The organism is Rhodococcus sp. ENV425 (assembly GCF_002887785.1).
Taxonomy (GTDB): Bacteria; Actinomycetota; Actinomycetes; order Mycobacteriales; family Mycobacteriaceae; genus Rhodococcus; species Rhodococcus aetherivorans.
The window spans coordinates 1-12,442 of sequence record NZ_PCZU01000129.1 but is presented as its reverse complement, the minus strand read 5'-3'; the positions used below and the strand labels follow the sequence as shown (position 1 = coordinate 12,442).

General features: G+C 68.6%; 11 protein-coding genes and 2 pseudogenes. 8 read left to right on the top strand and 5 right to left on the bottom strand.

Annotated features, from left to right (window positions below; genetic code table 11):
• From CQZ88_RS10235 to CQZ88_RS10220, 4 genes and pseudogenes are all read left to right on the top strand, one after another.
• A pseudogene (locus tag CQZ88_RS10235) lies at positions 1-409 on the top strand (cytochrome ubiquinol oxidase subunit I); the annotation flags it as partial.
• A gap of 28 nt (positions 410-437) precedes the next feature.
• On the top strand, positions 438-971 hold the full coding sequence (locus tag CQZ88_RS10230) for a hypothetical protein (RefSeq protein ID WP_102799690.1): 534 nt from the start codon (positions 438-440) through the stop codon (positions 969-971).
• Between the two features lie 92 nt (positions 972-1,063).
• Positions 1,064-1,681 (top strand): hypothetical protein, encoded by a 618-nt coding sequence (locus CQZ88_RS10225; RefSeq protein WP_102799689.1) that lies wholly within the window; start codon positions 1,064-1,066, stop codon positions 1,679-1,681.
• A 445-nt stretch (positions 1,682-2,126) separates the two neighbouring features.
• Positions 2,127-2,802 (top strand): annotated as a pseudogene (locus tag CQZ88_RS10220) (Nramp family divalent metal transporter); the annotation flags it as partial.
• Between the two features lie 715 nt (positions 2,803-3,517).
• Here CQZ88_RS10220 and CQZ88_RS10215 read toward each other — a convergent pair.
• Entirely contained in the window at positions 3,518-4,450 is a 933-nt protein-coding gene (locus CQZ88_RS10215) for a M23 family metallopeptidase (protein WP_258008538.1), read from the bottom strand.
• 413 nt (positions 4,451-4,863) lie between these two features.
• On the opposite strand from CQZ88_RS10215, the gene CQZ88_RS10210 reads away from it, so the two are divergent.
• From CQZ88_RS10210 to CQZ88_RS10195, 4 genes are all read left to right on the top strand, one after another.
• On the top strand, positions 4,864-5,256 hold the full coding sequence (locus tag CQZ88_RS10210; protein WP_258008537.1) for a hypothetical protein: 393 nt from the start codon (positions 4,864-4,866) through the stop codon (positions 5,254-5,256).
• A 96-nt stretch (positions 5,257-5,352) separates the two neighbouring features.
• Positions 5,353-6,465, top strand: a complete 1,113-nt coding sequence (locus CQZ88_RS10205) for a PLP-dependent cysteine synthase family protein (RefSeq protein ID WP_102799687.1) — start codon at positions 5,353-5,355, stop codon at positions 6,463-6,465.
• Positions 6,462-7,739, top strand: coding sequence for an MFS transporter (locus tag CQZ88_RS10200; protein WP_102799686.1), 1,278 nt, complete (start codon positions 6,462-6,464; stop codon positions 7,737-7,739). Before CQZ88_RS10205 ends, CQZ88_RS10200 begins: the two co-directional genes overlap by 4 nt.
• Before the next feature lie 79 nt (positions 7,740-7,818).
• Positions 7,819-8,640 carry a F510_1955 family glycosylhydrolase gene (locus CQZ88_RS10195; RefSeq protein WP_102799685.1) on the top strand — a complete coding sequence of 274 codons (822 nt, stop codon included), beginning with the start codon at positions 7,819-7,821 and terminating at the stop codon, positions 8,638-8,640.
• A gap of 623 nt (positions 8,641-9,263) precedes the next feature.
• Here CQZ88_RS10195 and CQZ88_RS10190 read toward each other — a convergent pair.
• From CQZ88_RS10190 to CQZ88_RS10180, 4 genes are all read right to left on the bottom strand, one after another.
• Positions 9,264-10,259 (bottom strand): prolipoprotein diacylglyceryl transferase, encoded by a 996-nt coding sequence (locus tag CQZ88_RS10190; protein ID WP_258008536.1) that lies wholly within the window; start codon positions 10,257-10,259, stop codon positions 9,264-9,266.
• A 791-nt stretch (positions 10,260-11,050) separates the two neighbouring features.
• On the bottom strand, positions 11,051-11,884 hold the full coding sequence (locus CQZ88_RS10185; protein ID WP_308410798.1) for a type II glyceraldehyde-3-phosphate dehydrogenase: 834 nt from the start codon (positions 11,882-11,884) through the stop codon (positions 11,051-11,053).
• Between the two features lie 3 nt (positions 11,885-11,887).
• The gene (locus tag CQZ88_RS30785; RefSeq protein WP_258008534.1) at positions 11,888-12,115 is read right to left on the bottom strand and encodes a hypothetical protein; all 228 of its coding nucleotides are present in this window, start codon (positions 12,113-12,115) and stop codon (positions 11,888-11,890) included.
• 64 nt (positions 12,116-12,179) lie between these two features.
• The coding region (locus CQZ88_RS10180) for a hypothetical protein (RefSeq protein ID WP_146034293.1) at positions 12,180-12,442 on the bottom strand (263 nt) is incomplete at its 5' end.

Here is a 12,442-nt window from a genome sequence, read left to right as displayed (position 1 = left end):
CGAGGGCATGCCGCGCCGCTACGCCGACTATCTGCCCGACGACGGGTTCACCACCTTGAACGTCGTCTCGACGATCGGATCGTTCGTGCTCGGCGCCTCGGTGCTGCCGTTCGTGTGGAACATCTTCAAGAGCTACCGGTACGGGCAGGTGGTGACCGTGGACGATCCGTGGGGTTACGGCAACTCCCTCGAGTGGGCGACGAGCTGTCCGCCGCCGCGGCACAATTTCACCGAGCTGCCGCAGATCCGCTCCGAGCGCCCGGCGTTCGAACTGCACTACCCGCACATGGTGACGCGACTGCGCACCGAAGCCCATGTCGGACCGGGACACCGGCACGCCGAGGAGCTGCCCGCCGCACCGCGGACCGGGTCCGCGCCCGAGGCGCCCACCGATCCGTCCACCCGGTGATCGTCACCGCCGTCGAAGGAGGACGAGGATGCACCCCCACCCCCCGGTGGTCGCCGTGCCGGCGACCACCCGCGCCACCGCGCTGCTGACCGAGTGGTTGATCCGCGATCTGACCCCGCTCGTGCTCACCCATGCCGGGCTGCCCGATCCGCAGCGGCTGTACCGGCTGCCGCCGATCACCGGCGCGCACATCACCCGTCCGGGCAAGCTGCGCCGCCATGTGCGTGCGCTCGAGCAGGTCCTCGCGCAGATCGAGGTGCATCTGCGGACGGGTCTGCGCCGTCGGCCGCCGACGCCGTTGACGACCGACTCCGCGCCCGCCGTGCCGGGGGAGGTGCTCGAGGTGACCGGGCTGCTGGCCGGGGCCGTGGCCGAACTCGGCAGCCCGGCCGCGGCCCTGGCCAACCGCACGGTGCTCACCGCGGCCGGGGTGATCGCGGCCGGGGCGGGCACGGCCGAGGCGTTCGACAGCTGGTCGACGACGGCGTGGTCGTACTGCACCGTCGTCTCGCAGGTGTGGCAGGACGAACCGCAGGCCCGGATGTTCGTCGACCCGCGATGACGCCCCTGCCCGGTATCGCCTCGCCTACCGGGGGCGGGGATACCGGGCGGGCCCCGGCGCTGTCGGATCCCGAACCGGATGAAGGAGGCGCGATGACCGAGCCGTCGCACGAGCCGACCGCAGGTCCCGACCCGGTTGAGCGCCGGCAGGAGCTGGCGGCCGCCGAACGGCAGGCGGCCGCGGAGATCGACCCCGGGATGCGGGCGGTGGTGGTCGCCGCGGCCGTGGTGGTGCTGACCCTCTCGTTCGCCCTGCCGCACAGCGGCGACGCCAACGGCTGGCAGATGCTGGCCGGATCCGAGCAGGCCGTGGCCGAGACGATCACCCTGCCCTCGCGGATCTTCCTGACCCTGGCCGCGGTGTTCGGGATCGTGGTGTCGATGCTCGCTCTGGTGACCCGACGGTGGGTGCTGGCCTGGATTGCGTCCGCGGGCTGCGCCCTGGCGGTGGTGTTCGCAGTGCTGGCGGTGTGGTCACGGCAGACCCTCGAGCCGGGCGGCGGGGGCGCCGGCCCGGGCGCCGGACTGTTCCTGGGCTGGGCGGCGGTCCTGGTGCTCGCCTTCCACTGGCTCAAGGTGGTCTGGGCCCGTTCGTCCCGGATGCTCGAGGCCGAGGCCGCCCGCCGCGACGCCGAAACCCACCTGCCCGAGCAGTTCCACTACCGACTCGACCCGCCTCGCCGCGACGTGCAGGATCCGCCCGCAGACTAATCCGCCCGCAGACTAACTAGGCGCGGCGGCCACTCGGGGCAGGCACGGTATCAAGAGCTAGGCGGCATTCGGCCGGCTCGTGCGCGCGGACGAGGAATGCGGGCACGAGGAATGCGGGCACGAGGAATGCGGGCACGAGCCGGCCTCGGAGACCGGGCTCGGAACAGGGTCCGCCAGTAGGGGCCGGAACGCCGAGGTGGTCAAGCGAGCACGGTGACACCTCCGATGGGGACTCCCGCACGGGTCACCAGCCACCCGGCATGCAGTGTAGGCACCGCGTCCGATCTGGTGCAGAGGCAGAAGGGGCCACCGGCGCCACGTGAATTTTTCGGCCATCCCTCAACCTGGAATTACATGACTGCTGACATTTCAATTCGAGGTAGCCGATCGAGGAGGTCCAGGGTCCTGAGCCAGTACGCGGACGGGCCGGTGGCGCCGGTGGGCGCTGTTGGGACCGGCATTCGTCTCCTCCCTCGCCTATGTGTATCCGGGAAACGTGGCCTCCGCCGTCAGTGCCGGCGCCCAGTTCGGGAATCTGTTGGTGTGGATGGTCGTCGCCGCCAATGCCGTGGCCGCCCTTGTGCGGTAGCCGTCGGTCAAGCTCGGGCTGGTCACCGGCATGTCGCGGCCGGGGCCCTGCGCGAGCGGATACCCGATCGGTGCGGCTGACGTACTGGGACAGGCGGAGTTGGTGGCGATGGCCACGGATCTGGCCGAGGTGATCGGCGGTGCGATCGTCCTGCACCTGCTGTTCGGTCTGCCGCTGCTGACCGGGGCGGTGCTCGCTGGGGCGGTGTCGCTGGTCTTGCTGCTGGTGCAGGACACCCGCGGCCAGCGTAGGTCCGAGCGTGTGATCAGCGGTCTGTTGCTGATGTTCGCGTTCGGTTTCGTCACCAGCGTCGTCGCCTCACCGCCGGACCCGCGCGGGCGGCCGAGGGCCGCGGTGTCGCTGTCGGTGGCGTAGAGCAACAGCAGGTGGCGGTGGCCGACGGGTGGTGCCCCGATTCGACGGACCCGAGTCGATCCTGCTCGCCACGGCGATGCTCGGCGCCACGGTGATGCCGCATGCGGTGTATCTGCACTGGACTGCACCGCCTGGGCCGGGACCGCCTCGCCGCCGTCGGAGACCTGGACTGGTCCGCTGCGATCCTCGGCGAACACCCAGGACAGCGTCAGGCCGCAACCGATGAGTGCCCCACCCCCGCAGTGCGCTCGCGCTGTGGTCCCGTCGCTGCACCCCTGGACGACTGCCGGCGAGCAAGGACTACGACTACCCCCGTCCCCGACTCTGGTTGCGAGCCTCGTCCCGCGCATCGCCCGACGAGGTGCGTCCACAGCAGCGAGCGCCGGACCCGTAGCGGTGGAAGATCGAACGCACGCTGGCCTGGTTCACCGGCTACCGGCGGCTGACGATCTGCTACGCACGTCCACTTGCCACCCCTTTGCGGGCTTCCTACGACTTGCTGCCGCACTGATGTGCTGGACCCCGCCTTGCCGTATGCGACAGTGCCCGAGACACCGATCGGCTTGCGGTGCGCCCCTACCACGGCTGGTCGGCCAGGGCTCGCAGCCGTCGATGGGCTCGGTCGGGATCCTGCTGCGGGCCGGGGCGGTGACGACAACGGGCACACTGTCGGTGAATGGTGCACTGTCACCGTGTCGGTCGGCGGTGAACGACAGTCAGCGCTGGCGATCAGTGATCCCGCGGATGTCGCGAAAATGTAGCTGCACCGAGAGCGCCTGCCTCGAAATCGCCCGCGCTGCGAGGCATCGGTGCCGAGTCGGCGTCCCGAACGAAGGTCGCTCGCGGCAGCAAGTCGCATGCCCAGGAGCCGATCAGGCCGCGCTGACGATCGCTGCTCTGCGTGCGGCCAGCCACGGCAGCGGGTCGGTTCTGGTACCGTCTGGACCTTCCACCTCGAAGTGCAGATGTGGGCCCGTGGAAACGCCCCGGTTGCCGACGGTGGCGATCTTCTGCCCGGCTCTGACCCGTTGGCCCACTGTCACCAGGTTGGTGTTGTTGTGCCCGTAGGTGGTCACCGTGCCGTCGTCGTGGCGGATGCGGACCCATAAGCCGAATCCCTGGGCCGGTCCCGCACTGATGACCTCGCCGTCGGCGACCGCCACGATCGGGGCGCCCATGGTGTTGGCGATGTCGATACCGCCGTGTCCGCGTCCGTCCCCGAATGTGGAGGTGATTGCGCCGGCGGTGGGAGCGACGAACGGCGCCATCTCCGGCCGCTTCCAGCTGGGCGGTTGCTGCGGGGGGCTTTGTTGCGTCGTGGGTGCCTTCGGGGTACTGCCGTCGAACTCTGTTCCGTGCTCGAAATTCCCGTCCGTAGGGGCGTCGGGTTCTTCTGCGGCGGTGTCGAGCTCGCTGGTACCGGCGGGGTCGGGTTCTTCGGCGGCCCCATCGTCCGGGGTGTCGGCGGTGTCGGGCCTCGGTCCTGCTTCCCCTGTCGGAGCGGAGTGCGGAGATCGGTAGTGCTCGGATGGACGGGGCTCGGCGGGAGAGGCATCTTCCAGCGCCAGCGCGGCCAGCAGCCGAGGTGCGATGCTCAGACCGAGTCCGGCCAGTGGGTCGGCGCATACGCTCGGCAACTCGTTGCCCTCGCCGGGATTTTGCGCATTCCACCGGGCCGCGCATCCGGCCAGGGACTGCAAGGCAGTGACCGTGTCGTCGAACGAACCGTCGACTCGGGCCTCGCGCACACCGGCGGCGGCGATGTTGGCGACGGTCTGCCACAACCCGGGATCGACGACCTCCACACCTGGCCGAGTTGCATCGGTTCGGGCGGTGAGTGCATCCGCGAGCACTGCCGCGACCGGCACGGGCGGCTCGGGAGCCGCCGATGCCGACGGCGCAGCCACGAAGGGGAGCGCCGCTCCCGCGGTCGAGGCTCCCAGAAGGAACTGCGTCAGCCGTCGTCGTGTCGAGAAACCCGCTGTGGTGCCCTCCATCGTGACCCCTCCCACATCCCGCGACGCGATGTCCGATTGATGCGCTTTGCGCAGTTCTGTCAAGACGACACGCCGCAACGGTAACCCACAACTGCATCTCCCACACCTCTATTCACTCCTTTATCGGAGGGCCGGGGCAGGGTCTGCGTTTCGCAGGGGGACGGCTAGAGCGCAGTCGCTGCTACAGTCGGGATGTTGTGAGGACCTCGAGGAGCTGTTCGGTGCATCTGCGCACTGTCGCCGCCTTCGCGGTCCTCTACTTCCTGGGCCACACGCTGGCGCAATGCGGTCTGGTCCTCGCCCATGCCGACCACGCCGCCGAAGTGCACATCTCCTCGGCGATGCAGCCACCGGCTGCGGAATCCACCCCCGGTCATGCCCACATCGACGACGGATCGAGGGAACTGCCTCACCACGACGCGTACGCCGTGGCGGCACCCCGAGGGGACAACCCGTTGCGTCCGATGGCGCTGATCTTCGCCGCCGCAACCGTACTGGCCGTCGCGGTGGGCTTCCGCTCGACGCCCACAGCCCCGCGTGCTCCGCCTCCCCACCCGCCCACTGCCCGATCGGGGCGGTCGCTGCTCAACGAGATCTGTATCCACAGGTGCTGATCGGCACGGCGCGGGTCACGAACGTCTACTCGTGGCCCGGTTCCGGCCGACCGCTATTCACCGCTGCCTTCGGCAGCCCCACAGAGATGACTCGTTATGAACAGTGCCGTTTTCACCACCCCCATTCCCCAGTCCACCGCCCAGCTGCTGACCACCGCACCCCGCTGCCCCCAGCCGAACACCATGGTCGGCAACACCCCCGTGCTGTGGGTGGGAGAGCCCTTTGCCGGCCCCGGACACGGCTTCTGGGCGAAACTCGAAGGCTGCAATCCCGGCGGGATGAAGGACCGGCCCGCCCTGCACATGGTCGAACGCGCCAAAGCCCGCGGAGATCTCGCCCCCGGCGCTCGCATCGTGGAATCGACCAGTGGCACCCTCGGCCTCGGTCTGGCCCTGGCCGGCATCGTCCACCACCACCCGGTCACCCTCGTCACCGATCCCGGCCTGGAACCGATCATCCATCGGATGCTCGCCGCCTACGGCGCCGACATCGACGTCGTCACCGAGCCGCACCCGAGCGGGGGATGGCAGCAGGCCCGGCGGGAGCGAGTCCGGGAACTTCTCGCCGCAGAGCCCGGATCCTGGTGCCCGGACCAATACACCAACCCCGACAACGTCGATGCGTATCAGTCGCTCGCGTTGGAGCTGCTCGCGCAGCTCGGCCGTGTCGACGTGCTGGTGTGTTCGGTGGGCACCGGTGGGCACTCGGCCGGCATCGCACGGGTGCTACGCAACTTCTGCCCCGAGTTGAAACTGGTCGGCGTCGATACCGTCGGCTCGACCATCTTCGGTCAGCCCGCCCAGCCTCGCCTGATGCGGGGGCTGGGCTCGAGCATCTATCCCGACAACGTGGACTATTCCGCGTTCGACGAGGTTCATTGGGTCGCCCCGCACGAAGCGGTCTGGTCCTGTCGAACCCTGGCGGCCACGCACCACGCCAGCGGCGGCTGGAGTGTAGGGGCGGTCGCGTTGGCGGCCGGCTGGATCGCTCGCACCAACAGCCCCGACACCCGGATCGCTGCCGTCTTCCCCGACGGCCCGCAACGGTATTTCGACACCGTCTACAACGACGAATTCTGTGCCGCCCATGGACTGCTCGACGTCGATCCGCCCACCGAACCCCACACCATCGCCCACCCGGCAGCCCGCGTCGTACAGTCCTGGACTCGCTGCACCGGCGTCGTCGATCCCACGGAGGCGCGGCCGTGACCACCCTCGTGCGGCAGTTCCGTAGTTTCGACCGGCCCAGCCAGGTGCTGATGGTCAACCAGTTCTCCATTAATGTCGGCTTCTACATGCTCATGCCGTATCTGGCCGGCTATCTGGCCGGCCCCCTGGGGTTGGCTGCATGGGCGATCGGACTGGTGCTCGGGGTACGGAACTTTTCCCAACAGGGAATGTTTTTGGTCGGTGGCACCCTCGCCGATCGCCTGGGCTACAAGCCCCTCATCGTCGCGGGCTGCCTGCTGCGGACCGCCGGGTTCGTGCTGCTGGCCGTCGTCGACTCGCTTCCGGCCATCCTGCTCGCCTCGGTGGCCACCGGCTTCGCCGGCGCCCTGTTCAATCCGGCCGTACGCGCCTATCTGGCCGCCGACGCCGGTCCTCGCCGGATCGAGGCGTTCGCCGTCTTCAACGTGTTCTATCAGGCCGGCATCCTGCTCGGCCCGCTGCTCGGTTTGGCATTGACCGCCGTGGACTTCCGCGTGACCTCTCTGGCCGCGGCCGCGGTGTTCGGGGTGCTCACGGTGGTGCAGATCCGGGCGTTGCCGCGTCATACAGCACAGCGCAGCGGTCCGGTCCGCTCGGTCCTCGAGGACTGGCGGGGGGTGACGGCCAATCGACCGTTCGTGCTGTTCGCGCTCGCGATGGTCGGCTCGTACGTCCTTTCCTTCCAGGTGTACCTGGCGTTGCCGCTGCAGGCCGAGCTGCTCGGCGAGCGCCTCTCACCCACCGCGGTGGTGACGGCGGTGTTCGTCGTCTCCGGGGTGGTGGCGATCGTCGGACAGCTGCGTATCACCGCCTGGTTCTCCCGCCGGTGGGGTACGGGACGCAGTCTCGTCGTGGGGATGGCCGTCATGGCGACGGCATTCGTACCCCTGGTGCTCGCTTCCGATCCGACCGCGACAGGCAGTTGGCTCGCCGCAGGGGCGTTGATCCTGACAGCGGCCGTGCTGGCCGTCGGTACCGCAGCGGTGTTCCCGTTCGAAATGGACACCGTCGTCGCCCTGGCCGACGGCAAACTGGTGGCCACCCACTACGGCTTCTACAACACCGTGGTCGGAGTCGGAATTCTGCTCGGCAACCTGGGAACCGGAGCCGTGTACGGTCTGTTTCAGAGACTACAACTCGGCGCGTTGACGTGGGTGGTGCTGACCGCGATCGGTCTCCTGTGCGTGGCAGCGCTGTACGCCCTCGACCGAGCGGGGCATCTCACCCCTGCGGCGTCTTCCCCCCACCCCGAGGCGGCACCGGCCGGTCGGTAACACGCACATACCGCCGGCGACGCGGGGCCGGCGACCACCTGTAGTCCTGTCCGATCCTCTGCAAAGAAAGTTCGTTCCTGTGCCTGACCGCCGCATCGTCCGTGTTCTGACCGCGCTGGCTGCCGTCGGCGCCTTCCTGGCCGGGTGCTCGTCCACCCCGACCGCTCCACCCGCACCGACCGCGTCGGCGGCTCCGAGCGTGCAATTGAGCCCTGCACTCGACCACGTGCACGGCTTGCATGTCGATGCCACCGGAACGATCCTGGCCGGAACGCATAACGGCCTGATGGCGGTCGATCCCACCGGTCGCACCCAACGCGTGGGCGCTTCCGACGACGACTTCATGGGGTTGACCGGAGCCGCGGGAACCGACACGCTCTACGCCTCCGGGCATCCCGGACCCTCCAGCTCGGCGCCCAATCCCCTGGGACTGCGCCGCAGCACCGACGCGGGGCTGACCTGGGTTCCCCGATCCCTGGAGGGAGAAGTAGATTTTCATGCTCTGGCCGCCGACGGTGCCACTGTCGTGGGGTTCGACGGCACCTCGGGCCTGCGCATCTCCACCGACGGCGGAGCGAGCTGGAAGGGCGGGGCGACACTGGCCGCAGCGGACCTGGCCGTCGTCGACGGTCAGGTCTGGGCGGTGACCAGCGAGGGAGTTCAGCACAGCACCGACACGGCACGATCGTTCACCCCGGTTCCCGATGCTCCGGCCCTGGTGCTTCTTTCCGGCGCGCCGGGCGCGGTGTGGGGTGTTGATCGAAACGGCTATGCCTGGCGCAGCCGGGACGGCCGGGACTGGCAGCAACACTCCTATGTCGGAGCCGTCGAGGCCCTCGCCGCCGTCGACTACGACCGCGCCTTCGCAGTCAGCAACGAAACGCTCCACACCCTGCGCTGACCACGGTGCGGGCCAGTTCCGCGGACACCGGTCCGAGGGAACGGACGGGCCGGGTACCCGCGCTGATAGGCAGGTACCCGGCCTGTCGGTCTCGGACGGTCAGCTCATGACGGTGGCAGGGTGTAACCGGTCTCGTCCACGGCGCGTCGGTCCTGCTCGATCGGCGGTGGGGCAGAGTTGGTCCTCCACACCCCAGCCACCCTCCGGGGTGTCGGACATCGACATCCACCTGGGTGGCGGGGGCGGTGCGGTGTAGGACTACCGCGGTGTCGCTGTGTGCAGACGACGCCTTTGTCGGGTCCGATTTTCGAGATGTTGACGGTGATCCTCGACAGGTGCATCCGCTTCGACCGTCCCCGCTATGACACGCCGGTCTGTTTCGCCCGAGAGCGGTGGGGCCAGGCGTGGGTTGGGCGGTTGTCCGCGGTCATGTAATTCCGAGGTTGAGGGGTTGTCGCCGGGTGTGGATGCGGTCCCTCTGCCCTGCAGTGCCTACCGTTCGGCGCATCCTTTCCGCTCTGCTCAGAGGCGGTGATAATCGTCTGCTGCGGGTCGCTTTCGTTCGGTGATGCCGGGCACCACCGTCGGCGTCGGACGATCTCGTGTGCGCTACCGGGCGTCGCCTACTGGGCGAACGCGATGAGAAGCAGATCGGCCAAGAGTACGACCCCGCACAGCGCCATGGTGATCCGGCGCCCCCGGGGGGTGTGCGGATCGGCACGGAAAGGGAACAGCCACTGCCGAACCAACGTGTACGCGGCGGCTGCGGCGACGAAAACGGCACCAGGAAAGGCTTCTACCGCCGACACCAGTACCACAGCGGTCACGCCGATCGCCAGCGCAGCGACGGCTTCGAACAGCTGTACCGGTACCCGTCGCAGGGCCAGTACTCGGTCCGAGGACCACAGGCCCCATCGTGATGTCGTGGGCCGTCCCGCACAGCAGCCGGTCAAGAAGCATCCGGGCCGGCCGACTGCCATCCCGAGGAACACCGCCGGTGCGGTGAGGTCCAACAGTGTGCCGACGCCCAGTCCGGTGACCGGAGCCCCGGCGGCGGTAACCGCGAGCGCGACGGTCAAGAAGCCTTGGATACATGCCCCTGCCGTTCGAAAGGTGCGAGGGTGGCGTCGGTGCAGCGCCAGGTACCAGGCTTTCGCGCCCACGAAGCCGAGCAGGCAGGCAACGAGCGACAGTGCGATCGTTCCCGCAACATTGCCGTGTGCTCGGGCGACGAGGACGCTTTGGACGGTGACCGCGACCACCGCGCCCAGCCCCACGAGCATCGGCCATGCCCATACCCGCACGGCCGGGCCGTACGCGATAGCGTGCAGCCGCGTACTTTCGTGGATCTGCGTGCGGAAAGTCGGACGGGGGTGGTGATTGACCGGATCGACAGGCGCAGCCGTCACCGTCCAGGCACCGGAGTTGACTGCGCGCACCCGGGTGGTCAGCGCCACCGAGCCGATGCCGGGAGGAAGGGCCGTGGCATGAGCGATACGGTCGAAACGGTCGCCCTCGGGTGGCGCGTCGGGGCCGCCTGTGCGCACGCCGGTGAATCTGACAGCCAGATCACTCGGCTCTGTGGTGCCGGCCATGTCGGCCCAGTAGGTGACGGCCAAGGCTTGAGGGTCGAGTTCGGCCAGCGCGCCAGCACATCCGGTCGAACTGCGGGCGGCCGACGGGGATGGCCCTGGAACGGCCGTCCGTTCCGCCGGGTGGGGCACGGTCCGTACAGGAACTGCAGTAGCGGCTGGTGCCGCAGTGGGGACGGTGGAGGCCGCGGAACGGCGCGGTACCGGAGGGGGGAGGGTTGACGAACTGCTGGGCCGGAACAGCGGATTCGGTGCAGGCACCATCACCGCCGCCGTCTGCGCGGGGATCGAGTGATTCTTCCTCTGCACCGGTCGGGGAGGAGATGCCTTCCCCTGTCGGTGGGCGCGGCGATTGCGGGAACTCTTCCCCATCGTGGATCCGTTCTGTGTCATCGCGACGCCGTCGGACGTCGATCAAATACTAAACAGCATAGTATTTGATCGGCGCGGACACCACGCCAACGGCCGGAGGGTCCCACCCGCGATGGCGCGCAGATCACTTTGGCGGAAACGAAATTGGGTATTCGAGATGCGCCGACCGCCGCAGGAAGAACGTGTACAGTGGGCCGTCCTGCGCCGCGAGAACGCGGTCGCCGTCCTGGCGCCACCCGGATTCCGCCGGATTCGACGGTCTCGCGACTCCGGAAGCGGGACAGGGCCGTCGCGTGCGGCCGGACACGAGTCGATTCCCAGATACTGTCCGGGGAAACCCGTCGGCACTGCTCCGGGTTTGCAGAGGCCGACGGTCCGACATCACCGGCTGCGGCGACGTCGGACCGGCGGACCTCGGGGTCGGGCCCCGGATGGCTCGTAGGCCTTTACCTGGGCGGTTTCGCTGATGACAACGAAGAGAGGAACTGTCGACGCACTCCGAGGACCTCATCGGTGATTGCGATGGAGGCGGAGCCGTCCGGGACGGCACCGGTCACCGCTCGGATCGCGTCGATCGATTCCGGTATGACGATCGCTTCATTGTACACCTGATAAGTGAGGTAGGCCTCGTCTCCGTCGACGGTCACCACGTCCTCCCACACCGCAACCTCCCACATGTCGCCCCGGGGCCTGCCGAGATCCCGCATCAGTTCGACGGTGGTGTTCAACGCCACCAGTCCCTCCGCCATGGTGACGAAGGCGATCCGCGGCACAGCGTGCAAGGCAGCGAGAATCTCGTCGCGGCTGCTGCGCCGACGCAGTCGCAGGCTCCAGTAGTGGTTGTGGGTTTGCGTGTGCGCCGCCTTGGCGGCCATGGTCACCACATCGAGATTCGGCAGGACGGTTCGGGCGTCCGGGCCCTGGTGTGAGGGGATGGACGACTCGGGAACGATCGTATTCATCACCCCACCGAGGTGGGACTCGCCGGGATCGGTGGCGCGCCGGATCAGCGTTCCCCGCGCGCTGGCCAGAAGATCCGCCGCATCCAACGCCCCGAGGACCCGCACGATGCTGGTGGTGTTGCACGAGACCACCCGGGTGCTCTCTCGGCCCACGGCGCTGGCGTAGTTCGCCTGCGCGACGAAGGAATGACCGGTGGTGGCATGCGCTTCACCGCCCTGGAGGATCACTTTGACCCCGGCCCGGCGGTAGAGGGGCAGAGCCGCCGCTGCCACCTTCTTCGGAGTGGCGTCCACGACGACGTCCACCTGGCCGACCAGGTCTTAGAGGGTGCCGAGCACTGGAATGCCGGCGGTAGTCATCGCCTGCTGGGCGGCCTCGGTGGCGGCAAAAACCGGAATACCCAGTTCCGCGGCGGTGCGGATCCGCCAGTCGGTGGCGACATCGGCCACTCCGACGAGATGCATATCGGGCATGGCGCGGACCGCATCGGCAACTCGTTTGCCGATGACTCCGTACCCCGTCACGGCCACTCGGATCGTCGAGGGCATGACAACCTCCTTCGGGTCTGTTGCTGACAGCGGGCTGCTGGGCGGGTGATCTCCCCGAGTGCCGCTATCGCCTCGCGTCTCCGACTCGGGGCTGCGTGGCCACCACCTGCGCGTCCGATGAGGCCGCGCCGATCTGGTGGGGAAGCTCGAGTCGTTTGAGCATCAATGCGTTGACCGCGACGATCAGGCTCGAGCCGGACATCGACAGCGCCGCGATCTCCGGGCGCAGCACCAGCCCGAAGGCGGGTTCGAACACGCCGGCGGCGATCGGCAGGGCGACGACGTTGTAGCCCACGGCCCAGCCGAGATTCTGCCGCATCTTGCGCA